Genomic DNA, 25,359 nt, shown 5'->3' with positions numbered 1-25,359 from the left:
ATGGAGCTGCTCTGCCCTGCCGGAAATCTTCCGGCGCTTAAGGCGGCCATCGAAAATGGGGCCGATGCGGTCTATATCGGGCTGAAAGATGACACCAATGCCCGCCATTTTGCTGGCCTCAACTTTACGGAGAAAAAGCTTCAGGAAGCCGTTAACTTCGTTCACCAGCACCGCCGCAAACTGCATATCGCCATCAACACCTTTGCTCATCCTGACGGCTATGCCCGCTGGCAGCGCGCGGTGGATATGGCAGCACAGCTGGGTGCCGATGCGCTGATCCTGGCCGACCTCGCCATGCTTGAGTATGCGGCAGAACGCTATCCCCATATTGAGCGCCACGTCTCTGTTCAGGCATCCGCCACCAACGAAGAGGCCGTACGTTTTTATCATCAACACTTTGACGTGGCCCGCGTGGTGCTGCCGCGCGTGCTCTCTATTCATCAGGTTAAGCAACTCGCGCGCGTCACGCCAGTGCCGCTGGAAGTTTTTGCCTTTGGCAGCCTGTGCATCATGGCCGAAGGGCGTTGCTATCTTTCCTCTTATTTAACCGGTGAATCGCCGAATACCGTCGGGGCCTGCTCCCCTGCCCGCTTTGTCCGCTGGCAGCAGACCCCTCAGGGGCTGGAGTCTCGCCTGAATGAGGTACTGATTGACCGCTATCAGGACGGTGAAAACGCCGGTTATCCAACTCTGTGTAAAGGCCGCTATCTGGTCGACGGCGAGCGCTACCACGCGCTGGAGGAGCCCACCAGCCTCAACACGCTGGAGCTGCTGCCGGAGCTGCTGGCGGCCAATATTGCCTCGGTGAAAATCGAAGGTCGTCAGCGCAGCCCGGCCTACGTGAGCCAGGTAGCCAAAGTCTGGCGTCAGGCCATCGACCGCTGCATGGCGGATCCGCAGAACTACGCTCCACAGCAGTCCTGGATGGAGACGCTCGGATCGATGTCCGAAGGCACGCAAACCACGCTGGGCGCGTATCACCGTAAATGGCAGTGAGATAATCATGAAATATTCATTAGGACCGGTGCTCTACTACTGGCCAAAAGAGACGCTGGAAGATTTTTACCAACAGGCCGCCACCAGCAGCGCCGATGTGATTTACCTCGGCGAAGCGGTGTGCAGCAAGCGCCGCGCCACCAAAGTGGGCGACTGGCTGGATATGGCGAAAAGCCTGGCGGGGAGCGGCAAGCAGGTGGTGCTCTCCACGCTTGCGCTGGTGCAGGCTTCTTCCGAACTGGGCGAGCTGAAGCGCTACGTTGAGAACGGCGAGTTCCTGCTGGAGGCGAGCGACCTGGGCGTGGTGAACATGTGCGCCGAGCGTAAACTGCCGTTTGTCGCGGGTCATGCCCTGAACTGCTACAACGCCGTGACCCTGCGTCTGCTGCTCAAACAGGGGATGACGCGCTGGTGTATGCCGGTAGAGCTCTCCCGCGACTGGCTGGCAAACCTGCTGACTCAGTGCGAAGAGCTGGGCATTCGTAATCAGTTTGAAGTGGAAGTGCTGAGCTATGGTCATCTGCCGCTGGCCTACTCCGCCCGCTGCTTTACCGCGCGATCGGAAGACCGCCCGAAAGACGAGTGCGAAACCTGCTGCATCAAGTACCCGAACGGACGCAGCATGTTGTCACAGGAGAATCAGCAGGTGTTTGTCCTGAACGGTATTCAAACCATGAGCGGCTATGTCTATAACCTCGGCAACGAGCTGGCGTCGATGGACGGGCTGGTGGATATGGTTCGGCTGTCGCCGCTGGATACCGGCGTGTTCGCGATGCTGGACGCCTTCCGCGCCAATGAAAACGGTGCCGCTCCGCTACCGTTGACGGCAAACAGCGACTGCAACGGCTACTGGAGACGGCTCGCCGGGCTGGAATTGCAGGCGTAAAAAAGGCTCACTTTGTTAACAACGGTTATCATTTTTTAATGCAGTATTAAAGATTCACCGTCGACAAAGTGAGCTGTTATGACTGACAAAACCATTCCGTTTTCGGTGCTGGATCTGGCGCCGATCCCACAAGGCTCCTCGGCACGAGAAGCCTTTTCGCACTCTCTGGATCTGGCTAAGCTGGCCGAAAAGCGTGGCTATCACCGCTACTGGCTGGCCGAGCACCACAACATGGTGGGCATCGCCAGCGCCGCCACCTCGGTACTGATTGGCTATTTGGCTGCAAACACCACGACTTTACACCTTGGTTCGGGTGGCGTGATGTTGCCTAACCACGCCCCGCTGGTGATTGCCGAGCAGTTTGGCACCCTGAATACCCTCTATCCGGGGCGTATTGATTTGGGTCTTGGTCGTGCACCTGGTAGTGACCAGCCAACCATGCGTGCCCTGCGCCGCCATATGAGCGGCGATATCGACAACTTCCCATGCGATGTGGCTGAGCTGGTGGACTGGTTCGACGCGCGTGACCCGAACCCCCACGTGCGCCCCGTACCTGGATACGGTGAGAAGATCCCGGTGTGGCTGTTAGGCTCAAGCCTTTACAGCGCACAGCTCGCCGCACAGCTGGGGCTGCCATTTGCGTTTGCCTCGCACTTCGCACCAGATATGCTGCATCAGGCGCTGCATCTTTACCGCACGAACTTCAAACCGTCCGAGCGTCTGGAGAAGCCGTACGCGATGGTATGTATCAACATCATTGCCGCCGACAGCAATCGCGACGCGGAATTCCTGTTTACCTCCATGCAGCAGGCGTTTGTGAAGCTGCGACGCGGTGAGACGGGCCAGCTTCCGCCGCCAGTGGAGAATATGCATCAGCTGTGGTCAGCCTCCGAACAGTATGGCGTTCAGCAGGCGCTGAGTATGTCGCTGGTAGGCGATAAAGCGAAAGTGCGTCACGGGCTGGACGCGGTGCTGCGCGAAACACAGGCGGATGAAATTATGGTTAACGGCCAGATTTTCGATCACCAGGCGCGTTTGCATTCGTTTGATTTGGCGATGCAGGTGAAAGAAGAGTTGGTGGGGTAGCCTTTTTGCCGGATGGCGGCTTCGCCTTATCCGGCCTACGCGATCCCTGTAGGCCCGGTAAGCGTAGCGCCACCGGGCAATGTATTTACTGGTAAACAGGCAGCAGGTTAAAACTCGACAGCACGTGTACCAGGGCATTGCCAGCACCAAACACCAGGATCAGCGCAATCATCGGCTTGCCGCCCCAGACGCGGAATTTCGGGCTACCAAAGCGTTTACGTGATTTACGTGCCAGCAGCGCCGGCACAATCGCCGCCCAGATGGTTGCCGCCAGTCCGGCATAGCCGATGGCGTACAGGAAGCCGTTCGGCCACAGCAGGCCGCCCACAATCGGTGGCAGGAAGGTCAGCAGCGCGGTTTTGAAGCGCCCCATCGCAGAATCATCAAAGCCAAACAGATCCGCCAGGTAGTCAAACAGGCCCAGGGTTACGCCGAGGAAAGAGCTCGCCACCGCAAAGTTAGAGAAGATAACCAGCAGCAGATCCAGGCTGCGGCTATTCAGCACGCCGCTCAGCGCCTGCACCAGCACGTCAATATTACCGCCCTTCTGCGCAATGCCGATAAATTCCGGACGTGGGATGTTGCCCATCGTTCCGAGCAGCCAGATGACATACAGCCCCAGCGCCAGCAGCGTGCCGTAGACCAGACACTTCACAATGGTGCGCGGATCTTTGCCGTAGTACTTCATCAGGCTCGGCACGTTGCCGTGGTAGCCGAACGACGCCAGACAGAACGGCAGCGTCATCAGCAGGTACGGCGTGTAGGAGGTGTTCACTTCGGCGACGTTAAACAGCGTGGCAGGCGTTACGTGCCCCAGCAGACTGCCGAAGGTCAGGAAGAAGGTGATGACCTTAGCGCCTAATACAATCGCCGTCATACGGCTCACCGCCTTTGTACTCATCCAGACGATAAACGCCACAGCCAACGCAAAACACAGCCCCGCCAGACGCGCCGGAACGTTCAGCGACATCTCCGAGAAGGTGTGATGCAGAATTGAGCCGCTTGCCGAGATATACGCATAGGTCAGGATATAGAGCACAAACGCGATGGACAGCCCGTTCACCAGGTTCCAGCCTTTGCCCAGCAGGTCTTTGGTGATGGTGTCAAAGCTGGAGCCAATACGGTAGTTCAGGTTTGCTTCAAGGATCATCAGCCCGGAATGGAGCATGCAGAACCAGGTAAAGACCAGCGCGGCCAGCGACCAGAAGAACCACGCACCGGACATGACCACAGGCAGGGAAAACATCCCGGCACCAATGATGGTTCCGCCGATGATCACCACGCCGCCAAGCAGCGAAGGTGACGTTTGGGTGGTGGTTAGTGTCGCCATACAGCCTTTTCTCCAGTCAATCATGCGGTTTGCATGTTAATGCGACGCACTGTACCAGTACAAGAGTACAAAAGGAATAAAAAAAGCCCCGATAGCGTGTATCGGGGCTGTATATTTTACTTTACGTCAGTTGCGTAAGGCTTACGCGTCACGGCGACGGCTGGTGCCTTCGTCACGACGTGGGCCACGGCTTTCACGGCGCTCGCCGGAGAAACGACGAGGTTCACCACGACCTTCGCTACGACCACCTTCACGACGTTCGCCACCGAAGCTGCGACCACCGGCACGACGTTCGCCGCCACGGTCAGTGCGAGGCTGTGCATCACCCATCAGCTGCATGTTCATCGGCTTGTTCAGGATGCGAGTGCGAGTAAAGTGCTGCAGGACTTCGCCCGGCATACCTTTCGGCAGTTCGATGGTGGAGTGGGTACCAAACAGCTTGATGTTACCGATGTAACGGCTGCTGATGTCGCCTTCGTTAGCGATCGCGCCAACGATGTGACGAACTTCAACGCCATCATCACGGCCCACTTCAATGCGGTACAGTTCCATATCACCCGCGTCACGACGTTCACGACGTGGACGGTCTTCACCACCACGCTCTGGACGGTCACCACGTGGGCCACGGTCATTGCGGTCATTACGGTCGCCACGACGTTCGAAGCGATCGTCACGGTCACGGAATTCACGCTTAGGACGCATCGGCGCATCTGGTGGCACAATCAGGCTACGTTCGCCCTGAGCCATTTTCAGCAGTGCTGCTGCCAGGGTTTCCATGTCCAGCTCTTCGCCTTCAGCGGTAGGCTGAATCTGCGACAGCAGCGCACGGTACTGATCAAGATCGCTGCTTTCCAGCTGCTGCTGTACTTTCGCGGCGAATTTTTCCAGACGGCGTTTGCCCAGCAGATCTGCATTTGGCAGGTCCGCTTCTGGAATGGTCAGCTTCATGGTGCGTTCGATGTTACGCAGCAGACGACGCTCGCGGTTTTCAACGAACAGCAGCGCACGGCCAGCACGACCCGCACGACCGGTACGGCCGATACGGTGAACGTAAGACTCGGAATCCATCGGGATGTCGTAGTTAACAACCAGGCTGATACGCTCAACGTCCAGACCACGTGCTGCCACGTCGGTTGCAATCAGGATATCCAGACGACCGTCTTTCAGACGCTCCAGAGTCTGCTCACGCAGGGCCTGGTTCATGTCGCCGTTCAGCGCTGCGCTGTTGTAGCCGCTACGCTCCAGCGCTTCAGCCACTTCCAGGGTCGCGTTTTTGGTACGTACGAAGATAATCGCCGCATCAAAATCTTCCGCTTCCAGGAAACGTACCAGCGCTTCGTTTTTGCGCATGCCGTACACAGACCAGTAGCTCTGGCTGATGTCCGGGCGAGTGGTTACGCTGGACTGAATACGCACTTCCTGAGGATCTTTCATGAAGCGTTTGGTAATACGACGAATCGCTTCTGGCATGGTGGCAGAGAACAGCGCGGTCTGATGACCTTCCGGGATCTGCGCCATGATGGTTTCGACGTCTTCGATGAAGCCCATACGCAGCATTTCATCTGCTTCATCCAGTACCAGGCCGCTCAGTTTAGAGAGGTCCAGAGTACCGCGCTTCAGGTGATCCAGCAGACGGCCCGGCGTACCGACAACAATCTGTGGGCCCTGGCGCAGGGCGCGTAACTGCACGTCATAACGCTGGCCGCCGTACAGGGCTACCACGTTTACGCCGCGCATATGTTTAGAGAATTCCGTCATTGCTTCTGCAACCTGAACAGCCAGTTCACGGGTTGGAGCCAGGACGAGGATCTGCGGTGCACGCAGGTCCGGATCAATGTTGTTCAGCAGCGGCAGCGAGAATGCTGCAGTTTTACCGCTACCAGTCTGGGCCATGCCCAGCACGTCACGACCAGAAAGCAGGTGTGGGATACACTCAGCCTGGATCGGAGATGGTTTTTCGTAACCCAGATCGTTAAGGGCTTCAAGGATAGGAGCCTTCAGGCCCAGATCTGCAAAAGTGGTTTCGAATTCAGCCATGTAGTACAAGTGCCTCGATATTAATGGCGGCCAGTCTACTTAGCTCATCGTGAAAATGATTAGCAATTTTCATTGAAAAGTGTGAACCGGCTCAAAGTAGGTGTATTGACGAACAACAACGCCCTCACCAGTTAAGGTGATGGCAATCAAAAGATTACGGGCTGATGTTTATGTCGTCAGCTATTGCTGGTCCGATTCTGCCAGGTCGTCATGCTCCTGGCCCAAGAGCGATAATTCCAACAATGCATAACGGTGCTCAACGAAGTTGTGTACGTTGTTAGCAACCGCTAATTTGAACAGTGCCGTAGCGCTGTCCATATCCCCCAGACTTAGGTAGTACTTACCTAAATAGAAGTTGGTTTCACTGAGATGCTCAGCGAGCGAGGTGTTATCCGTTGCGTCCGCCTTGAGGCGTTCCATCAGCGTTGCTTCGCTAATGTTGCCCAGGTAGAACTCGACAATGTTCCATCCCCACTGTTCCTTGTCCGATTTATCGAAGCGCTGTTTCAGTGCCTCTTTTGCCTGCTTCTCATCGAGCTTCCGCTCAACGATGTAAAGCCACAGGCTACGGAAAGGATCATTAGGATCGTCTTGATAAAACGCCAGCAGATCATCTTGCGCTAACTTATCACGACCGCCGTAATACAATGCGATACCGCGATTCAAGTGCGCGTAGTTGTAAGTTGGATCAAGCTCAAGTACAGAATCAAACGCTTCATAGGCAGCATCAAAATTGCCTGCCTGCGTTAAATAAATGCCTAAGTAATTGAATACTTCAGGCATATCAGGTCGGATAGCCAGCGCTTGTGAAAAATCATTTCGCGCCAATGCCCTCAGACCGAGACTATCATACAACACTCCGCGCTCATATAAAAGCTGTGCGCGTTCTTCATCGGTTAAAGCCCGACTGGCAAGTATTTGTTCCATGCGTGCCAGAATCACTTCCTGCTGCAAAGTCGGTTGCAATGGCACTGCGAGGACTTCGCTCTTACGCCAGGCAGAGTTGCTGCATCCTGCCAGCGTTAAAGCTGTCGCAACGAAACACCAGCGCAAAAAAGGCTTCATTTCCCACTCCCGAAGACAACTATTGGATGAACGTCCTGTCCCCCGGCGGCTTAACAAGGCGTCCTGCCTGATAATAGGCCCTCCGCAAAGCGGAGGGCAAATGGCAACTTACTCGCCTTGCTGTTCTGCTGCCTGTGCTTCTGGCGCAGCAGCTGGCTGAGACTGCTCGGTTGCTTCTTTAATGCTCAGACGGATACGGCCCTGGCGATCAACTTCCAGAACTTTAACCGGTACTTCCTGACCCATCTGCAGGTAATCGGTCACTTTCTCAACGCGCTTGTCAGCGATCTGAGAGATGTGAACCAGACCTTCTTTACCGCCACCGATGGCAACGAACGCGCCAAAGTCAACGATACGGGTCACTTTACCTGCGTAGACGCGGCCCACTTCGATCTCTGCAGTGATTTCTTCGATGCGACGGATCGCGAATTTCGCTTTCTCGCCATCGGTTGCTGCGATCTTCACAGTACCGTCATCTTCGATTTCGATCGTGGTGCCAGTCTCTTCGGTCAGCGCACGGATCACAGAACCGCCCTTACCGATAACATCTTTGATCTTGTCTGGATTGATCTTGATGGTGTGGATACGTGGAGCGAACTGAGAAATGTCGCCACGAGGCGCGTTAATCGCCTGTTCCATCACGCCCAGGATGTGCAGACGCGCACCTTTAGCCTGGTTCAGAGCAGCCTGCATGATCTCTTTGGTGATACCTTCAATTTTGATATCCATCTGCAGCGCAGAGATACCGTCGCGGGAACCCGCCACTTTGAAGTCCATATCGCCCAGGTGGTCTTCGTCACCCAGAATGTCAGACAGAACAACGAAGTTGTCGCCTTCTTTCACCAGGCCCATTGCGATACCCGCAACGGCGGCTTTGATTGGCACGCCTGCATCCATCAGCGCCAGAGAGGCACCACACACGGAAGCCATAGAAGAGGAACCGTTGGATTCGGTGATTTCAGACACCACACGTACGGTGTACGGGAATTTGTCTGCTTCTGGCATTACTGCCAGTACGCCGCGCTTCGCCAGACGACCGTGACCAATTTCACGACGCTTCGGCGAGCCAACCATACCGGTTTCGCCTACGGAGTACGGAGGGAAGTTGTAGTGGAACAGGAAGCTGTCAGTACGCTCGCCCATCAGTTCGTCGATGTTCTGTGCGTCACGTGCAGTACCCAGGGTCGCGGTAACCAGCGCCTGCGTTTCGCCACGGGTGAACAGCGCGGAACCGTGAGTACGTGGCAGAACGCCAGTACGCACATCCAGACCACGGATCATGTCTTTTTCACGGCCATCGATACGCGGCTCGCCTGCCAGTACGCGGCTACGAACAACGTTTTTCTCGATAGCGTGCAGGATGTCGCTCAGTTCGTTAGCGTCCAGCGCTTCGTCTTCAGCAACCAGGGTCGCGATAGTTTCAGACTTGATCACGTCAACCTGAGCGTAACGCTCCTGTTTGTCAGTGATGCGGTATGCATCGCTCAGACGAGATTCTGCCAGGGCTGCAACGCGGGCATTCAGCGCGTCGTTTGCCGCTTCTGGCTGCCAGTCCCAACGTGGTTTACCGGCTTCTTTCACCAGGTCGTTGATGTTCTGGATAACGATCTGCTGCTGGTCGTGGCCAAATACCACAGCGCCCAGCATCTGGTCTTCGCTCAGCAGTTCAGCTTCAGATTCAACCATCAGTACAGCGGCTTCAGTACCCGCAACAACCAGGTCCAGCTTACTTTCTTTCAGCTCTTCCTGAGTTGGGTTCAGCACGTACTGGTCATTGATGTAGCCAACGCGCGCGGCACCAATTGGGCCATTGAATGGAATACCAGACAGTGACAGGGCAGCGGATGCGCCGATCATGGCAACGATGTCCGGGTTAACCTGTGGGTTAACGGAAACAACGGTCGCGATAACCTGTACTTCGTTAACGAAGCCTTCCGGGAACAGCGGACGAACCGGGCGGTCAATCAGACGCGCAATCAGGGTTTCGCCTTCGCTTGGACGGCCTTCACGACGGAAGAAACCACCCGGGATTTTACCGGCAGCGTAGGTACGCTCCTGGTAGTTAACGGTCAGCGGGAAGAAGTCCTGACCTGGTTTAGCTTTTTTCTGGCCAACAACGGTAACGAATACCGCAGTGTCATCCATGCTTACCATAACGGCAGCAGTAGCCTGACGAGCCATCATGCCGGTTTCCAGCGTGACGGTATGTTGACCATACTGGAATTTACGAACGATCGGATTCAGCAAAGTTCTGTCCTTTCTTAAATGTTTGACAGCACACCACCGGTGTGCTGTCGATTTAACCCGATCTTCTTCGCATCCTCGCGACTAATGACAACCAACACCCCCATGGGTGAAGCCTCTCATTAGCCGCGCGAACCTCTGCAATGAAGATCATTTATAGCAACAATACAATAGTTTCCAGTGAATTGCTGCCGTCTGGTTGAAAAAAGGGGCCATCAGGCCCCCTTTTCTGAAACTCGCAAGACTTAGCGACGCAGACCCAGACGCTCGATCAGCGCGGTGTAGCGTGCAACATCTTTACGTTTCAGGTAGTCGAGCAGTTTACGACGCTGAGAAACCATACGCAGCAGACCACGACGGCTGTGGTGATCTTTTTTGTGCTCTGCAAAGTGACCCTGCAGGTGGTTAATCTGTGCAGTCAGCAGTGCAACCTGAACTTCGGTAGAACCGCTGTCGTTAGTACCACGACCAAACTCAGAAACGATTTTAGCTTTAGCTTCAACGCTTAGAGACATTTTCAAACTCCAAAGTATAAAGAATGTAAGGATGCCGATCTCTAATTCAGCAATCCAATGTACGCCCCGCAGATTGTTAAACAATTTACCAGGCGTTAAGCGGCGATATTCTACTCGTCTCCCCTGCTTATCGCAAGGTGAGCCGTTATCACCGTCACGCGTCGACCGGATATTCGACGACCAGACGACGCGGCGCAACGCGCCCTTCGCCATCCATTTCGCCCATACCGATGAATTTCCCTTCGTCACCTTCGGTCACGCGTACCAGTCCTTCCAGCGGCGCTTGTGCCGTACGAACCGGGTTACCGTTCTTAAAGTAAACGGACGATGTTAAAGGAAGATTAACTACCGGGAAGTCCGCGACCGGACTGTCCATCGGCATCAGCAAGGGATCCAGCAAATCTGCCGGCGCGATCCCCTGCACTTCCGCCTGTTCTACCAGCTCGCGCAGATGTTCCAGGGTCACCATCCGCTCCACCGGGTACTTGCTCACTGCCAGACGGCGCAGATAGATCACATGCGCGCCGCAGCCCAGTTTTTCACCGAGGTCGTCGATGATGGTGCGAATATAGGTCCCTTTCGAACAGTGCACTTCCAGCTCCAGCTCATCACCTTCATGGCGAATAAACAGCAGCTCATACACGGTTATCGGACGGGCCTCACGCGGGACGTCAATGCCCTGGCGCGCATATTCGTAGAGTTTTTTTCCCTGATATTTCAGCGCCGAATACATCGACGGCACCTGCATCGTGTCCCCACGGAAGCTCTCCAGCGCAGCATCAAGCTGTTCTGCGCTGAACGTCACCGGACGCTCTTCCACCACCTGGCCATCCGCGTCGGAGGTATCCGTGCGCTGCCCTAGTTTAGCGATAACGCGGTATCGCTTATCGGAGTCGAGCAGGTACTGGGAAAACTTTGTCGCTTCTCCCAGGCAGACCGGCAGCATGCCGGTTGCCAGCGGATCGAGCGCGCCGGTGTGACCCGCACGGTTGGCGTTATAAATACGCTTAACTTTTTGCAGCACGTCGTTGCTGGAAGCGCCCTGGGGTTTATCCAGCAGCAGCACACCATGCACGTCGCGACCACGACGACGAGGACGACTCATTAGTCCTCCTTGCTGTCGTCCGCCGGGTTAACACGACGCTCATCGTCATGTTTCACCACGCTGGTCACCAGGTTGGACATGCGCATACCTTCGACCAGCGAGTTGTCGTAGAAGAAGGTCAGTTCAGGCACGATACGCAGGCGCATCGCTTTGCCGAGCAGAGAGCGGATGAAACCTGAGGCTTCCTGCAGCGCTTTAATGCCGTTTTTCACTGCCGCTTCGTCCTGATCGTTCAGGAAGGTGACGAACACTTTTGCATACGCCAGATCGCGGGACATTTCGACACCGGAAACGGTGGTCATCATGCCGACACGCGGGTCTTTAATTTCACGTTGCAGAATGAGTGCGATCTCTTTCTGCATTTCCTGCGCTACGCGCTGAGGGCGACCAAATTCTTTCGCCATAATAAAATCTCCAGACAAAAAAGGGGCTAAAAGCCCCTTTTAAAATTATTGCCGGGTGGCGCGAGGCGATCCCGGCTTACAATCGGTAATTAAGCGATGGTACGCTGAATTTCGATGATCTCGAACACTTCGATCATATCGCCAACGCGAACGTCGTTGTAGTTCTTCACGCCGATACCACATTCCATGCCGTTACGGACTTCGTTAACGTCATCTTTGAAGCGGCGCAGGGATTCCAGCTCGCCTTCGTAGATAACCACGTTGTCACGCAGTACGCGGATTGGGTTGTGACGCTTGATGTTACCTTCGGTAACCATACAGCCCGCGATCGCACCGAATTTCGGTGATTTGAACACGTCACGTACTTCAGCCAGACCGATGATCTGCTGTTTCAGCTCAGGAGACAGCATGCCGCTCATCGCTGCTTTCACTTCGTCGATCAGGTTATAGATGACGGAGTAGTAGCGCAGATCCAGGCTTTCAGCTTCAATCACTTTACGCGCTGATGCATCCGCACGAACGTTGAATCCGACCAGGATAGCGTTGGACGCAGCAGCCAGGGTCGCGTCGGTTTCGGTGATACCACCTACGCCAGAACCGATGATCTTCACTTTCACTTCGTCGGTAGACAGTTTCAGCAAGGAGTCGGAAATCGCTTCCACAGAACCCTGAACGTCAGCTTTCAGAACGATGTTCACTTCGTGAACTTCGCCCTCGGTCATGTTCGCAAACATGTTCTCGAGTTTAGATTTCTGCTGACGAGCCAGTTTAACTTCACGGAATTTGCCCTGACGGTACAGTGCCACTTCACGCGCTTTCTTCTCGTCACGCACAACGGTCACTTCGTCACCGGCAGCCGGAACACCGGACAGACCCAGGATTTCCACTGGAATGGACGGACCCGCTTCCAGGACTTCCTGACCCAGTTCGTTACGCATCGCACGAACGCGGCCGTATTCGAAGCCACACAGAACGATGTCGCCCTTGTTCAGGGTACCTTCACGAACCAGAACGGTTGCAACCGGACCACGACCTTTATCCAGGAAGGATTCGATCACCGCGCCGCTCGCCATACCATTACGGATCGCTTTCAGCTCCAGAACTTCGGCCTGCAGCAGGATCGCGTTCAGCAGGTCGTCAATACCGGTACCCGCTTTAGCAGATACTGGGATGAACTGCGCTTCGCCGCCCCACTCTTCCGGCATAACGCCGTACTGAGACAGTTCGTTCTTCACGCGGTCCAGATCGGCTTCTGGCTTATCGATTTTGTTGACTGCAACAACCAGAGGCACCTGCGCCGCTTTTGCGTGCTGGATAGCTTCGATGGTCTGTGGCATCACGCCGTCGTCTGCGGCAACAACCAGTACAACGATATCCGTTGCCTGAGCACCACGAGCACGCATTGAGGTAAACGCTGCGTGGCCTGGGGTATCCAGGAAGGTGATCATGCCGTTTTCGGTTTCTACGTGGTAAGCACCGATGTGCTGGGTAATACCACCCGCTTCACCAGAGGCAACCTTGGTAGAACGAATGTAGTCAAGCAGAGAGGTTTTACCGTGGTCAACGTGACCCATGATGGTCACAACCGGTGCACGCGGTTCAGCCGCAGCACCAGTATCACGGTCGCTCATCACTGCTTCTTCCAGCTCGTTTTCACGACGCAGGATAACTTTGTGGCCCATCTCTTCAGCAACCAGCTGTGCTGTTTCCTGATCGATCACCTGGTTGATGGTCGCCATGGCGCCCAGTTTCATCATCGCTTTGATGACCTGAGAGCCTTTAACCGCCATCTTGTTCGCCAGATCGCCAACGGTGATGGTTTCGCCAATTACGACGTCACGGTTAACGGCCTGAGCAGGCTTCTGGAAGCTCTGCTGCAGAGCGGAACCTTTACGCTTACCGCCTTTACCGCCGCGAACGGCAGCGCGTGCTTCTTCACGGTCAGCTTTGGATTCAGCGTGCTTATTGCCTTTTTTCGCAGGGCGCGCAGCTTTAGTACTGCGAGTACGACCACGACCACCTTCAACTTCACGGTCGTTGTCGTCTTCAGCCTGACGCGCATGCTGAGAAGTGGTCACGTGATAATCGCTGGTATCTTCAGTCGGTTCAGCGGTATTCACACCATTCTTCTCGTTTTCTTCTGCCATACGGCGCGCTTCTTCGGCGACGCGGCGAGCTTCTTCTTCCAGCTTACGGCGGGCTTCTTCTTCCGCTTTACGCTTCAGCTCGGCAGCTTCATTTTCACGGCGGGCTTTTTCAGCCTGGGCGGTTTTGGTCATTTCGTCTGTCTGTTGATTGCTCACTTTGTCTTTTTCCGCAGCGTCACGCTTCACTTTATCACTTGCGTCGCGTTTCGCTTTTTCTGCGGCCTCACGTTCAGCTTTTAATTCTGCTTCACGTTTGGCGGTTGCTTCCGCCTCACGCTGAGCTTGTTCTTCCGCTTCACGCTGTGCCTGCTCTTCCGCGGCAAGGCGGTCTGCCTCTTGCGGATCACGTTTTACAAAGGTGCGCGTCTTGCGGACTTCAATTTGTACCGATTTGCTTTTGCCACCGGTACCAGGGATGTTTAACGTGCTACGCGTTTTGCGCTGCAGCGTTAACTTGTCAGGCGTAGAACCGTGTTCACGGTTCAGGTGCGTTAACAAGGTTTGTTTTTCTTGCGCGGTCACCGAGTCATCAGCGGACTTCGGGATCCCTGCATCAGCAAATTGCTGTACCAGGCGGTCCACGGAGGTCTGAATCTCAGCAGCCAGCGATTTTACAGTTACATCAGTCATGCTGTTCCTTCCTGCTACAGTTTATTACGCTTCGTCGCCGAACCAGCAAATATTACGTGCGGCCATGATGAGCTCGCCGGCTTTCTCGTCGGTTAAACCTTCGATATCAGCCAGGTCATCAACGCCTTGCTCAGCGAGATCTTCCAGCGTACAAACACCACGGGCAGCCAGCTTGAACGCAATCGCACGATCAAGACCTTCCAGATTCAGCAGGTCATCAGCCGGCTTCTTATCGCCAAGGCTTTCTTCCTGAGCCAGCGCCAGGGTGGTCAGTGCGTTTTTAGCGCGTTCACGCAGGGCTTCAACAGTCTGTTCATCCAGACCGTCAATTTCCAGCAGCTCTTTCATTGGCACATAGGCCAGTTCTTCCAGCGTAGAGAAACCTTCTTCAACCAGAACAGTGGCGAAGTCTTCGTCAATATCCAGGTATTTAGTGAAGGTATCGATCGCCGCATGGGCTTCAGCCTGATGCTTAGCCTGCAGGTCATCAACGGTCATAACGTTGAGTTCCCAGCCGCTCAGCTGTGACGCCAGGCGTACGTTCTGACCGTTACGGCCGATTGCCTGCGCCAGGTTGCCCGCTTCAACAGCGATATCCATGGTGTGTTTGTCTTCGTCAACAACGATAGACGCCACATCAGCTGGAGCCATTGCGTTGATCACGAACTGCGCCGGATTGTCATCCCACAGAACGATATCAATACGTTCGCCGCCCAGCTCAGTAGAAACTGCCTGGACACGCGCACCGCGCATACCGACGCAAGCACCGACCGGGTCGATACGCTTGTCGTTGGTTTTCACCGCAATTTTCGCACGGGAGCCCGGATCGCGAGCCGCCGCTTTAATCTCGATAACTTCTTCACCGATTTCCGGTACTTCGATACGGAACAGTTCTACCAGCATTTCTGGTTTAGAACGGGTCACGAACAGCTGTGCACCACGCGCTTCAGGGCGAACGGCGTACAGAACACCGCGAATACGGTCACCTGGACGGAAGTTTTCACGCGGCAGCATATCTTCACGCAGGATCACGGCTTCAGCGTTACCCGGCAACCCTTCGGATTTGATCTCCAGGGAGATGTTGTCGCGGTTCACTTTCTTCACCACGCCGGTGATGATCTCGCCTTCCTGATCGCGGAACTGATCGACAACCAGCGCGCGCTCGGCTTCGCGAACTTTCTGCACGATAACCTGTTTAGCGGTCTGGGTGGTGATACGGTCGAAGGTGACAGATTCAATCTGATCTTCAACGTACTCACCCACGTTCAGACTTTCGTCTTCATAACGCGCCGCTTCCAGCGTGATCTCTTTGGTCGGCTGGGTCACTTCTTCAACGATTACCCAACGACGGAATGTATCGAAGTCACCGCTTTTACGATCGATTTCTACGCGAACATCGATCTCTTGTTCGTATTTTTTCTTGGTTGCTGTAGCCAGTGCACTTTCCAGCGCTTCGAAAATCTTCTCGCGCGGCAGTGATTTCTCGTTGGAGACGGCTTCAACAACAGCCAAAATTTCTTTGTTCATCGCGGGCTTTTCACCTCAATCCAGACTGTTAAAAGTGGGGAACCAGGTTCGCCTTCTGGATATTACTCAGCGCGAACACTTCATCTTTGCCTTCGACTGTCACCGTGATCATTTCACCATCAACGGCTTTGATAATTCCCTGCCATTTACGGCGGTTCTGTACGGCCATACGCAGAACGAGAGCCACTTCTTCACCGGTGAAGCGCACATAGTGCTCGGCCGTGAACATCGGGCGATCGAGGCCAGGTGAGGAAACTTCCAGGTTGTACGCAACGGTAATCGGGTCTTCAACATCAAGAACCGCACTCACCTGGTGGCTGACATCAGCACAATCATCAACATTGATGCCATCTTCACTATCAATATAGATGCGCAGCGTCGATGTACGGCCGCGAACGAATTCGATGCCGACCAGTTCGTAGCCCAGTGCTTCGACCGGTGCAGTAATCATCTCTGTTAATTTTTGCTCTAATGTGGACAAGCCCACCCCCAAGACATAAAAAAAGGGCGTAAAGCCCAGTTATTCTGTAGTCAGATAACAAAAAACCCCGATAAATCGGGGCTTTAGATAACTGAACCCTATAGCCACAACTGTGGCCTGGAGCACTTTCTGAAAGAATTTTTTCAAATCCAGCTACGAAGACTCTAAGTCTTCACAGTATATTTGAAAAAGAACTTTATGGGAAAGTGGTTGCGGGGGCCGGATTTGAACCGACGACCTTCGGGTTATGAGCCCGACGAGCTACCAGGCTGCTCCACCCCGCGCCTGAAACGTGGCAAATTCTACGCGTTTTGGACAGAATTTGCAAATAATGCTGGGATTTGGTACCGAAGACGGGACGTAAAATCGGCGTTTAGTATATTGATAGTTGACCCCACCTGTCAAGGCGACTTCCGCCAGATCAATCAGACCAAAATTTTTACAAAAAACGCACGACTCTCTTCCGGTCTTCGCCAAAAGATGATTAAATGAATACTCACTTATTTTGCATAAAAATGCACAAGAGAGCGAAAGCGGTCTCTAATCAGTCAATCAAGCAGGGTTTTATTCTATGACGACGATTCTCAAGCATCTTCCGGTAGGACAACGTATTGGCATCGCTTTCTCAGGCGGCCTGGATACCAGCGCTGCACTGCTGTGGATGCGCCAGAAGGGAGCGGTTCCGTATGCCTATACTGCGAACCTGGGTCAGCCGGATGAGGACGACTATGATGCCATTCCTCGTCGCGCTAAAGAGTATGGCGCGGAGAACGCGCGCCTGATTGACTGCCGTAAGCAACTGGTCGCTGAAGGTATCGCGGCTATTCAGTGTGGTGCATTCCATAACACCACCGGCGGCCTGACCTATTTCAACACCACCCCGCTGGGCCGTGCAGTCACCGGCACCATGCTGGTTGCAGCGATGAAAGAAGACGGCGTCAACATCTGGGGTGACGGTAGCACCTATAAAGGTAACGATATTGAACGTTTCTATCGTTATGGCCTGCTGACCAACGCCGAACTGCAGATCTACAAGCCGTGGCTGGACACCGACTTCATCGACGAGCTGGGTGGCCGCCATGAGATGTCCGAGTTTATGATCGCCTGCGGTTTCGACTATAAGATGTCAGTCGAGAAAGCCTATTCCACCGACTCCAACATGCTGGGTGCGACGCACGAAGCGAAAGACCTGGAATTCCTGAACTCCAGCGTGAAGATCGTTAACCCGATTATGGGCGTGAAGTTCTGGGACGAGAACGTGAAGATCCCGGCAGAAGAAGTGACCGTGCGTTTCGAACGCGGCCACCCGGTTGCGCTGAACGGTAAAACCTTCTCTGATGATGTTGAGCTGATGCTGGAAGCTAACCGTATTGGCGGTCGTCACGGTCTGGGCATGAGCGATCAGATTGAAAACCGTATCATCGAAGCGAAAAGCCGTGGCATCTATGAAGCCCCGGGAATGGCGCTGCTGCACATCGCTTACGAGCGTCTGCTGACCGGCATTCACAACGAAGACACTATTGAGCAGTACCACTCTCATGGCCGTCAGTTGGGTAAACTGCTGTATCAGGGCCGCTGGTTCGATCCACAGGCACTGATGCTGCGTGATGCGCTGCAGCGTTGGGTGGCAAGCGCGATCACTGGTGAAGTGACCCTGGAGCTGCGTCGCGGTAACGACTACTCCATCCTGAATACGGTGTCTGACAACCTGACCTATAAAGCAGAGCGTCTGACCATGGAGAAAGGTGAATCCGTGTTCTCACCGGACGATCGTATTGGTCAGTTGACCATGCGTAACCTGGATATCACCGATACCCGCGAGAAGCTGTTCAACTATATTGAGAATGGCCTGCTCTCCGCCAGTTCCGGTAATGGTCTGCCACAGGTTGAAAACCTGGAACACAGCGATAAGAAATAATTGACAGTAAGTCATGCAAAAGGCGCCCAACCGGCGCCTTTTTTGTTTGGTGTTTGTAGGGCGGGTAAGCGCAGCGCCACCCGCCATTTTGCCCGCCACACAATATACAGACGAAAAAAAAGACGTCTTTCGACGTCTTTCTTCTGGAATATTGGTACCGAGGATGGGACTCGAACCCACAAGCCCGTTAGGGCACTACCACCTCAAGGTAGCGTGTCTACCAATTCCACCACCTCGGTACAGAATACTTAGTGCGGGATATCGCTGGTTGGCTTAGCCTGTACAGCTGGCTGAGTCTGCTCAGTTTTCGCTGGCGCGCTCAGATTTTCCCACTCGCTTCCTTTGCTGGTCTTGTTGCTGTTGATATTGCCAAGCACCAGACTGATGATGAAGAACAGCGTAGCCAGAATCGCCGTTGTGCGGGTCATGAAGTTCGCAGAACCACTTGAACCAAACAGCGTACCGGAAGCGCCTGCTCCGAAGGAGGCTCCCATATCAGCGCCTTTACCTTGCTGCAGCATAATCAGCGCTACGAGAGCGATGGCTACAATAAGGAAAATAACTAAAAGAGCTTCGTACATAATCAACCTGTTCCTTGCGGATTTGCCGCATACCAATGCTTCGACCAATTAGCAGGATTTTTGTTTCCCACTGAAGCGGGTGTGAATACTAACCAAAGCGAATGGCCTTCGCAAGGGCAATTTTGACGCATTGTATCAACTGCGGAAAAAAACAGCAAAAAGCCATTAGTTGCTCAAAACAAAGGCGACAAAAGTCGCCTTTTTAAACATTTAGCGTGCAAGACTATGCAGCTTTTACAGCATCCGCAATACGGTGTGCAAACTCATTAACCTGCGCTTCGTCTTCACCTTCCACCATCACGCGGATCAGCGGTTCGGTACCGGACTTACGCAGCAGCACGCGTCCACGATTGCCCAGGGCCGCTTCAACGTCAGCCATTACCGCTTTCACGTTCTCATTTTCCAGCGGATCGCCTTTACCGGCAGTGAAACGTACGTTCACCAGGATCTGTGGGAACATTTTCATGCCGCTGCACAGATCGTGCAGGCTCATATGGTTGCGCGCCATGGCAGCAACCACCTGCAGCGCGGCCACGATACCGTCGCCGGTGGTGGTTTTGTCGAGCAGGATCACGTGACCCGAGTTTTCTGCACCGATGCGCCAGCCCTTCTCCTGCAATTTTTCCAGCACATAGCGGTCACCCACTTTCGCGCGGACAAACGGAATACCGAGCTGTTTCAGCGCCAGTTCCAGGCCCATGTTACTCATCAGCGTACCCACCGCACCACCGCGAAGCTGGCCCTGACGCAGACCTTCACGTGCAATGATGTAGAGGATCTGATCGCCGTCGACCTTGTTACCTTCGTGGTCGACCATGATCACGCGGTCACCGTCGCCGTCCAGCGCAATACCCAGATCGGCTTTCTCCGCCAGAACACGCGCCTGCAGGGCACGAACGTCAGTTGCACCCACCTGCTCGTTAATGTTCAGGCCATCCGGCTCGCAGCCAATGGTGATCACTTTCGCACCCAGTTCGCGGAAGACATTCGGGGCGATGTGATAGGTCGCGCCATTAGCACAGTCCACCACAATTTTGAGGTGAGCCAGGCTCAGCTCATTCGGGAAGGTACCTTTACAGAATTCGATATAACGACCCGCCGCATCAACGATACGGTTCGCTTTACCCAGCTCTGCGGAATCAACACAGGTGATCTCTTTTTCCATTTCGGCTTCAATAGCCTCTTCCACGTCATCCGGAAGCTTGGTGCCGTCAATGGAGAAGAATTTAATGCCGTTATCGTAGAACGGGTTGTGAGAAGCCGAGATGACAATCCCCGCTTCCGCACGGAAGGTGCGCGTCAGATACGCGACTGCAGGCGTTGGCATTGGGCCCGTAAAGGAGGCGGACAGTCCAGCAGCCGCCAGACCCGCTTCCAGCGCTGATTCCAGCATATAGCCCGAAATACGGGTGTCTTTACCGATAATGATCTTACGTGAACCATGACGCGCCAGCACTTTGCCAGCAGCCCAGCCGAGCTTCAGGACAAAATCAGGGGTGATGGGAGCATCGCCTACACGCCCACGGATACCATCGGTACCAAAATATTTACGATTACTCATAGCGTTTGTTTTCCTTCGCTGCCAGTGTGGCTTCCACCACACGCATGGCTTCTACTGTTTCTTTGACGTCATGGACACGAATTATGTGCGCGCCCTGCATCGCCGCAATCACCGCGCAGGACAGGCTGCCGCTCAGGCGTTCGCTCGGCCCCACGTTCAGCAACTGCCCAATCATCGACTTTCTCGACATACCCACCAACAGCGGCAGGCCAAAGTGATGGAATTCCGACAGGCGCGCAAGCAACGCATAATTGTGTGAGAGATTTTTACCGAAACCGAACCCCGGGTCGAGCAGCAATTTCTCTTTTGGGATACCGGCACGTTCACAGCGCGCAATATGCTCAATAAAGAAGCGATTAACGTCGGCAAAGACATCGTCATACTTCGGTGCTTCCTGCATGGTTTTCGGTTGACCCTGCATGTGCATCAGGCATACCGGTAACCCCGTCTCTGCCGCGGCTTCAAGTGCGCCAGGCTCAGTGAGTGAACGAATATCATTAATAATGTGAGCACCCACACTCGCCACTTCACGAATCACTTCTGGTTTAGAGGTATCAACGGAGATCCATACTTCAAAACGCTGCGCAATCGCTTCAACCACCGGCACCACGCGCGCCAGCTCTTCTTCCACAGACACGTCCGCCGCACCAGGACGCGTCGATTCGCCACCAACGTCAATGATGGTGGCACCCGCATTAATCATTAAATTCGCGTGCTTAACCGCCTCGATAAGCGTGTTATGCGTGCCGCCGTCAGAGAAGGAGTCAGGAGTAACATTCAGGATCCCCATCACATGGGGATGTGAAAGATCGAGATGCGAGTCCTGAGCAAATAATTTCATGGCGAAATCCCTGATATATATGGTTAAACAGAAATGAAAAACCCCGGAGCAAGCTCCAGGGTTTGAAGTACAGACAAACGCGTCAACTGCAGTGACTTACTTGTCGCCCAACTGTTCTGACATGGTGTTGCCCGGATTTGGCGTACGCGGTTCATCAACCGGACGCGGCGCACGCGGGGTGCCATTGTTGTCAGAATTATTGGAAGCGCCTGGGTCTTCCCAGCCTGCTGGCGGACGCACTTCACGACGCGCCATCAGGTCGTCAATCTGCGGTGCATCGATGGTCTCATATTTCATGAGCGCATCTTTCATCGAATGCAGGATGTCCATATTGTCGTTCAGGATCTGGCGAGCACGTGCATAGTTACGCTCTACCAGCAATTTTACTTCCTGGTCGATGATACGTGCCGTCTCATCGGACATATGTTTCGCTTTAGCCACAGAACGGCCCAGGAAGACTTCACCCTCTTCCTCTGCATACAGCAGCGGACCGAGTTTGTCGGAGAAGCCCCACTGCGTCACCATGTTACGCGCCAGGTTTGTCGCGACTTTGATGTCGTTGGACGCACCGGTAGAAACATGTTCCACACCGTAGATAATCTCTTCTGCCAGGCGACCACCGTAGAGGGTAGAAATCTGACTTTCCAGTTTCTGACGGCTGGCGCTGATCGCATCGCCTTCAGGCAGGAAGAAGGTCACACCCAGCGCACGGCCGCGCGGAATAATCGTCACTTTATGCACCGGATCGTGTTCCGGCACCAGGCGACCGATAATCGCGTGACCTGCTTCGTGGTATGCCGTGGATTCTTTCTGCGCTTCCGTCATCACCATGGAGCGACGTTCCGCACCCATCATGATCTTGTCTTTCGCTTTCTCAAACTCCACCATCGATACGACGCGCTTGTTACCGCGAGCGGCAAACAGTGCAGCTTCGTTGACCAGGTTCGCCAGATCCGCACCGGAGAAGCCCGGGGTACCGCGCGCAATGATTGCCGCGTCGACATCTGGTGCCAGCGGTACGCGACGCATGTGAACTTTCAGAATCTGTTCACGACCACGAACATCCGGCAGCCCCACCACAACCTGACGGTCGAAACGGCCTGGACGCAGCAGCGCAGGGTCAAGTACGTCAGGACGGTTAGTCGCCGCGATAACGATGATACCTTCGTTACCTTCGAAGCCGTCCATCTCAACCAGCATCTGGTTCAGCGTCTGTTCACGTTCATCGTGACCACCGCCCAGACCTGCGCCACGCTGGCGGCCTACGGCGTCGATTTCATCGATGAAGATAATGCACGGTGCTGCCTTCTTGGCCTGCTCGAACATGTCACGCACACGAGATGCACCGACACCCACGAACATTTCGACGAAGTCAGAACCTGAAATAGTAAAGAACGGCACCTTCGCTTCACCTGCGATGGCTTTCGCCAGCAGGGTTTTACCGGTACCCGGAGGGCCAACCATCAGCACGCCTTTCGGGATCTTACCGCCCAGTTTCTGGAAACGGCTCGGTTCACGCAGGTATTCAACCAGTTCACCCACCTCTTCTTTCGCTTCGTCACAACCGGCAACGTCAGCGAATGTGGTCTTGATCTGGTCTTCCGTCAGCATACGCGCCTTGCTCTTACCGAACGACATGGCACCTTTGCCACCGCCGCCCTGCATCTGGCGCATAAAGAAGATCCAGACGCCGATAAGAAGCAGCATCGGGAACCAGGAAATGAAGATAGAAGCCAGCAGGCTTGGTTCTTCTGGCGGCTCGCCAACCACCTTGACGTTTTTGGTCAGAAGGTTATCAAGCAGCTTAGGATCGTTCACCGGGATGTAAGTCGTGTAACGGTTACTATCTTTCTTGGTAACGTTGATCTCACGTCCGTTGATACGCGCTTCGCGAACCTGGTCCTGATTGACCTCCTGCAGGAAGGTAGAATAATCCACCTTGCGGCCATTCGACTCGCTGGGCCCAAAGCTCTGGAATACTGACATCAGCACGACGGCAATGACCAGCCAGAGAATTAGGTTTTTCGCCATGTCACTCAAGGGATTAACCTCACATTACAACTGTGTTAAAAACAGCGTCAGGATACTCTATATCCAGTTTCATTCAAACTTTCGCCTGAAATCTACCGGTTATCATTTTCGCCCGGTCGCTACAATATACACTTCACGGGAACGGGCCCGGGAAGAGTCCGGCTTACGAACTTTAACCTTCGCAAACAGGGAGCGAATTTCCTTAAGATACTCCTCGAAACCTTCGCCCTGAAACACCTTCACAACAAAACTACCACCAGGCGCTAGTACATCACGACACATTTCTAACGCTAGCTCCACCAGATACATGCCGCGGGGGATATCCACCGCCGGTGTTCCGCACATATTTGGTGCCATATCAGACATGACAACCTGAACCTTACTGTCACCCACACGTTCAAGTAACGCTTTCAGCACTAATTCATCACGAAAATCGCCCTGAAGGAAGTCGACACCGACGATGGGATCCATTGGTAAAAGATCGCATGCGATGATTCGACCCGCTCCGCCAATCTGCGTTACCGCATACTGGGACCATCCGCCAGGTGCCGCACCGAGGTCAACAACCGTCATCCCCGGCTTAAAAAGTTTGTCACTTTGCTGTATTTCATCAAGTTTAAACCAGGCGCGGGAACGTAACCCCTTTTTCTGCGCCTGCAGAACATATTTATCGCTAAAGTGTTCCTGAAGCCAGCGGCTGGAACTGGCAGAACGCTTTTTACCTGTCATTTAACTTTTCCGTCCGGGTTCATCGTTGCCTACTTTTGACGTAAATTTCTACGCTGCTATTTGGCGATATAAGGGAGATGGCGGTAGAATGAACCGTTTTCAATCCCAACGTAAGCAAAAATATACGATGAATCTGAGTACTAAACAAAAACAGCACCTTAAAGGTCTGGCACATCCGCTCAAGCCTGTAGTGATGCTTGGCAACAATGGTTTGACCGAAGGGGTGCTTGCCGAGATTGAACAAGCGCTGGAACACCACGAGCTGATCAAGGTGAAAATCGCCTCTGAAGACAGAGACACTAAAAACCTGATCGTGGAAGCCATCGTGCGCGAAACCGGCGCCTGTAATGTACAGGTCATCGGTAAAACGCTGGTGCTCTACCGCCCATCTAAAGAGCGTAAAATCTCGCTGCCACGCTAAGGATATCCTGAATCAAACACATTTTCTGTGTGAAACGAGGGATTTCTGTCAGCAGGCGAGCAAAATGCCATGCTCCTTGAGTTGATAAAAGGCCGCTATGCGGCCTTTTTCTTTTCTTTACAATGTATCAACATCTTAGTAGAGAAGCGAATTACAGGTATTCAACCTTAATAATTTCATATTCCACTTCACCGCCAGGGGTGCGGATGGTGACAACATCGTCCTGCTCTTTGCCAATCAGGCCGCGAGCAATCGGAGAGTTCACTGAAATCAGGTTCTGTTTGAAGTCTGCTTCATCATCACCCACGATGCGATAGGTCTGCTCTTCGTCATTGTCCAGGTTCAGCACGGTCACGGTAGAACCAAAGATCACACGCCCATTGTTAGGCATTTTGGTGATATCGATAACCTGTGCATTGGACAGTTTTGCTTCGATATCTTTAATACGGCCTTCACAGAAGCCCTGCTGCTCACGCGCGGCGTGGTATTCAGCATTCTCTTTCAGGTCGCCATGCTCGCGCGCATCCGCGATAGCGGCGATGATTTCAGGGCGACGCACGGATTTCAGAAAATCCAGCTCTTCGCGCAGTTTTTCGGCACCACGTAAGGTCATCGGAATAGCTTGCATTTGTTATACCTCTTAAACATTCCTGTTGGGAGCAGTGTTCCCTGCTCCTGCCCCCCTAAGCGGGCAAGAAGCAAAAAGAAAACCGACCCGGGAGCAATGCCCAGGTCAGCAGCAATTTTTCAATTTGATATGCATTTTACCGCGAAGTTCACTATGGGTCATCGTTTACTTTGCAGTGCCATGCACCGTAGTATGA

22 protein-coding genes and 2 tRNA genes are annotated in these 25,359 nt (G+C 54.0%); 5 read left to right on the top strand and 19 right to left on the bottom strand.

Features of this window, described 5'->3' with window-relative positions:
- From ubiU to FU672_RS11595, 3 genes are all read left to right on the top strand, one after another.
- Positions 1 to 996, top strand: a complete 996-nt coding sequence (ubiU, locus tag FU672_RS11605; RefSeq protein WP_148243349.1) for a ubiquinone anaerobic biosynthesis protein UbiU — start codon at positions 1 to 3, stop codon at positions 994 to 996.
- Between the two features lie 7 nt (positions 997 to 1,003).
- Entirely contained in the window at positions 1,004 to 1,882 is an 879-nt protein-coding gene (locus FU672_RS11600; RefSeq protein ID WP_148243348.1) for a U32 family peptidase, read from the top strand.
- Between the two features lie 78 nt (positions 1,883 to 1,960).
- Entirely contained in the window at positions 1,961 to 2,968 is a 1,008-nt protein-coding gene (locus tag FU672_RS11595) for a luciferase-like monooxygenase (protein WP_148243347.1), read from the top strand.
- A gap of 85 nt (positions 2,969 to 3,053) precedes the next feature.
- Here FU672_RS11595 and mtr read toward each other — a convergent pair whose 3' ends face one another.
- The 12 genes from mtr to FU672_RS11535 form a co-directional block, all read right to left on the bottom strand.
- A complete protein-coding gene (gene mtr, locus FU672_RS11590; protein ID WP_063143618.1) occupies positions 3,054 to 4,298 on the bottom strand; it encodes a tryptophan permease in 1,245 nt (414 codons plus the stop codon).
- A 141-nt stretch (positions 4,299 to 4,439) separates the two neighbouring features.
- Entirely contained in the window at positions 4,440 to 6,335 is a 1,896-nt protein-coding gene (locus FU672_RS11585) for a DEAD/DEAH family ATP-dependent RNA helicase (protein ID WP_148243346.1), read from the bottom strand.
- Positions 6,328 to 6,408, bottom strand: a complete 81-nt coding sequence (gene yrbN, locus FU672_RS11580) for a protein YrbN (protein WP_097397692.1) — start codon at positions 6,406 to 6,408, stop codon at positions 6,328 to 6,330. The genes FU672_RS11585 and yrbN overlap by 8 nt, the downstream gene beginning before the upstream one ends.
- 107 nt (positions 6,409 to 6,515) lie before the next feature.
- Complete coding sequence (gene nlpI / locus FU672_RS11575) at positions 6,516 to 7,400, bottom strand: lipoprotein NlpI (protein ID WP_023309331.1); 885 nt, start codon at positions 7,398 to 7,400, stop codon at positions 6,516 to 6,518.
- Between the two features lie 108 nt (positions 7,401 to 7,508).
- Positions 7,509 to 9,647 (bottom strand): polyribonucleotide nucleotidyltransferase, encoded by a 2,139-nt coding sequence (gene pnp, locus FU672_RS11570; RefSeq protein ID WP_148243345.1) that lies wholly within the window; start codon positions 9,645 to 9,647, stop codon positions 7,509 to 7,511.
- Positions 9,648 to 9,889: 242 nt separating this feature from the next.
- Complete coding sequence (gene rpsO, locus FU672_RS11565) at positions 9,890 to 10,159, bottom strand: 30S ribosomal protein S15 (protein ID WP_003861789.1); 270 nt, start codon at positions 10,157 to 10,159, stop codon at positions 9,890 to 9,892.
- 154 nt (positions 10,160 to 10,313) lie between these two features.
- Positions 10,314 to 11,264: a tRNA pseudouridine(55) synthase TruB gene (truB, locus tag FU672_RS11560; RefSeq protein ID WP_148243344.1), complete on the bottom strand. Its 951-nt coding sequence runs from the start codon at positions 11,262 to 11,264 to the stop codon at positions 10,314 to 10,316.
- Positions 11,264 to 11,668, bottom strand: a complete 405-nt coding sequence (gene rbfA / locus FU672_RS11555) for a 30S ribosome-binding factor RbfA (RefSeq protein WP_003024988.1) — start codon at positions 11,666 to 11,668, stop codon at positions 11,264 to 11,266. The genes truB and rbfA overlap by 1 nt, the downstream gene beginning before the upstream one ends.
- Positions 11,669 to 11,757: 89 nt before the next feature.
- Positions 11,758 to 14,445 (bottom strand): translation initiation factor IF-2, encoded by a 2,688-nt coding sequence (gene infB, locus FU672_RS11550; protein WP_148243343.1) that lies wholly within the window; start codon positions 14,443 to 14,445, stop codon positions 11,758 to 11,760.
- Between the two features lie 24 nt (positions 14,446 to 14,469).
- Positions 14,470 to 15,972 (bottom strand): transcription termination factor NusA, encoded by a 1,503-nt coding sequence (nusA, locus tag FU672_RS11545; protein WP_131635319.1) that lies wholly within the window; start codon positions 15,970 to 15,972, stop codon positions 14,470 to 14,472.
- A 28-nt stretch (positions 15,973 to 16,000) separates the two neighbouring features.
- Positions 16,001 to 16,453, bottom strand: coding sequence for a ribosome maturation factor RimP (gene rimP, locus FU672_RS11540; RefSeq protein WP_014833432.1), 453 nt, complete (start codon positions 16,451 to 16,453; stop codon positions 16,001 to 16,003).
- A 207-nt stretch (positions 16,454 to 16,660) separates the two neighbouring features.
- A tRNA-Met gene (locus tag FU672_RS11535) sits at positions 16,661 to 16,737 on the bottom strand.
- A 287-nt stretch (positions 16,738 to 17,024) separates the two neighbouring features.
- Between FU672_RS11535 and argG the strand changes: the two genes are divergently transcribed.
- Positions 17,025 to 18,371, top strand: a complete 1,347-nt coding sequence (gene argG / locus FU672_RS11530; protein WP_148243342.1) for an argininosuccinate synthase — start codon at positions 17,025 to 17,027, stop codon at positions 18,369 to 18,371.
- 152 nt (positions 18,372 to 18,523) lie between these two features.
- Here argG and FU672_RS11525 read toward each other — a convergent pair.
- The 6 genes from FU672_RS11525 to rlmE form a co-directional block, all read right to left on the bottom strand.
- Positions 18,524 to 18,610 (bottom strand) — tRNA-Leu (locus tag FU672_RS11525).
- 9 nt (positions 18,611 to 18,619) lie between these two features.
- Positions 18,620 to 18,952, bottom strand: a complete 333-nt coding sequence (secG, locus tag FU672_RS11520) for a preprotein translocase subunit SecG (protein WP_148243341.1) — start codon at positions 18,950 to 18,952, stop codon at positions 18,620 to 18,622.
- A 223-nt stretch (positions 18,953 to 19,175) separates the two neighbouring features.
- Positions 19,176 to 20,513: a phosphoglucosamine mutase gene (glmM, locus tag FU672_RS11515; RefSeq protein WP_148243340.1), complete on the bottom strand. Its 1,338-nt coding sequence runs from the start codon at positions 20,511 to 20,513 to the stop codon at positions 19,176 to 19,178.
- The gene (gene folP, locus FU672_RS11510; protein ID WP_148243339.1) at positions 20,506 to 21,354 is read right to left on the bottom strand and encodes a dihydropteroate synthase; all 849 of its coding nucleotides are present in this window, start codon (positions 21,352 to 21,354) and stop codon (positions 20,506 to 20,508) included. The genes glmM and folP overlap by 8 nt, the downstream gene beginning before the upstream one ends.
- A 96-nt stretch (positions 21,355 to 21,450) precedes the next feature.
- Positions 21,451 to 23,385: an ATP-dependent zinc metalloprotease FtsH gene (gene ftsH / locus FU672_RS11505; protein WP_148243338.1), complete on the bottom strand. Its 1,935-nt coding sequence runs from the start codon at positions 23,383 to 23,385 to the stop codon at positions 21,451 to 21,453.
- A 102-nt stretch (positions 23,386 to 23,487) separates the two neighbouring features.
- The gene (gene rlmE / locus FU672_RS11500) at positions 23,488 to 24,114 is read right to left on the bottom strand and encodes a 23S rRNA (uridine(2552)-2'-O)-methyltransferase RlmE (RefSeq protein WP_010436004.1); all 627 of its coding nucleotides are present in this window, start codon (positions 24,112 to 24,114) and stop codon (positions 23,488 to 23,490) included.
- 127 nt (positions 24,115 to 24,241) lie between these two features.
- On the opposite strand from rlmE, the gene yhbY reads away from it, so the two are divergent.
- Positions 24,242 to 24,535: a ribosome assembly RNA-binding protein YhbY gene (yhbY, locus tag FU672_RS11495; RefSeq protein WP_003861814.1), complete on the top strand. Its 294-nt coding sequence runs from the start codon at positions 24,242 to 24,244 to the stop codon at positions 24,533 to 24,535.
- Between the two features lie 151 nt (positions 24,536 to 24,686).
- On the opposite strand, the gene greA is transcribed toward yhbY, so the two are convergent.
- Entirely contained in the window at positions 24,687 to 25,163 is a 477-nt protein-coding gene (greA, locus tag FU672_RS11490) for a transcription elongation factor GreA (protein WP_014171793.1), read from the bottom strand.
- Positions 25,164 to 25,359: the final 196 nt, after the last annotated feature.

The organism is Enterobacter asburiae, from assembly GCF_008080435.1.
Lineage (GTDB): Bacteria > Pseudomonadota > Gammaproteobacteria > Enterobacterales > Enterobacteriaceae > Enterobacter > Enterobacter asburiae_C.
Note: the sequence above shows the minus strand (reverse complement) of the source record. Positions and strands in the feature narration are given on the sequence as shown.

Coding starts and splice junctions, on each gene's coding strand:
- folP (WP_148243339.1), bottom strand. CDS start 21,354: ATGAAATTATTTGCTCAGGACTCGCATCTCGATCTTTCACATCCCCAT.
- secG (WP_148243341.1), bottom strand. CDS start 18,952: ATGTACGAAGCTCTTTTAGTTATTTTCCTTATTGTAGCCATCGCTCTC.
- rbfA (WP_003024988.1), bottom strand. CDS start 11,668: ATGGCGAAAGAATTTGGTCGCCCTCAGCGCGTAGCGCAGGAAATGCAG.
- infB (WP_148243343.1), bottom strand. CDS start 14,445: ATGACTGATGTAACTGTAAAATCGCTGGCTGCTGAGATTCAGACCTCC.
- glmM (WP_148243340.1), bottom strand. CDS start 20,513: ATGAGTAATCGTAAATATTTTGGTACCGATGGTATCCGTGGGCGTGTA.
- rpsO (WP_003861789.1), bottom strand. CDS start 10,159: ATGTCTCTAAGCGTTGAAGCTAAAGCTAAAATCGTTTCTGAGTTTGGT.
- FU672_RS11595 (WP_148243347.1), top strand. CDS start 1,961: ATGACTGACAAAACCATTCCGTTTTCGGTGCTGGATCTGGCGCCGATC.
- nlpI (WP_023309331.1), bottom strand. CDS start 7,400: ATGAAGCCTTTTTTGCGCTGGTGTTTCGTTGCGACAGCTTTAACGCTG.
- yrbN (WP_097397692.1), bottom strand. CDS start 6,408: ATGAAAATTGCTAATCATTTTCACGATGAGCTAAGTAGACTGGCCGCC.
- ubiU (WP_148243349.1), top strand. CDS start 1: ATGGAGCTGCTCTGCCCTGCCGGAAATCTTCCGGCGCTTAAGGCGGCC.
- greA (WP_014171793.1), bottom strand. CDS start 25,163: ATGCAAGCTATTCCGATGACCTTACGTGGTGCCGAAAAACTGCGCGAA.
- FU672_RS11600 (WP_148243348.1), top strand. CDS start 1,004: ATGAAATATTCATTAGGACCGGTGCTCTACTACTGGCCAAAAGAGACG.
- ftsH (WP_148243338.1), bottom strand. CDS start 23,385: ATGGCGAAAAACCTAATTCTCTGGCTGGTCATTGCCGTCGTGCTGATG.
- rlmE (WP_010436004.1), bottom strand. CDS start 24,114: ATGACAGGTAAAAAGCGTTCTGCCAGTTCCAGCCGCTGGCTTCAGGAA.
- mtr (WP_063143618.1), bottom strand. CDS start 4,298: ATGGCGACACTAACCACCACCCAAACGTCACCTTCGCTGCTTGGCGGC.
- truB (WP_148243344.1), bottom strand. CDS start 11,264: ATGAGTCGTCCTCGTCGTCGTGGTCGCGACGTGCATGGTGTGCTGCTG.
- yhbY (WP_003861814.1), top strand. CDS start 24,242: ATGAATCTGAGTACTAAACAAAAACAGCACCTTAAAGGTCTGGCACAT.
- argG (WP_148243342.1), top strand. CDS start 17,025: ATGACGACGATTCTCAAGCATCTTCCGGTAGGACAACGTATTGGCATC.
- FU672_RS11585 (WP_148243346.1), bottom strand. CDS start 6,335: ATGGCTGAATTCGAAACCACTTTTGCAGATCTGGGCCTGAAGGCTCCT.
- nusA (WP_131635319.1), bottom strand. CDS start 15,972: ATGAACAAAGAAATTTTGGCTGTTGTTGAAGCCGTCTCCAACGAGAAA.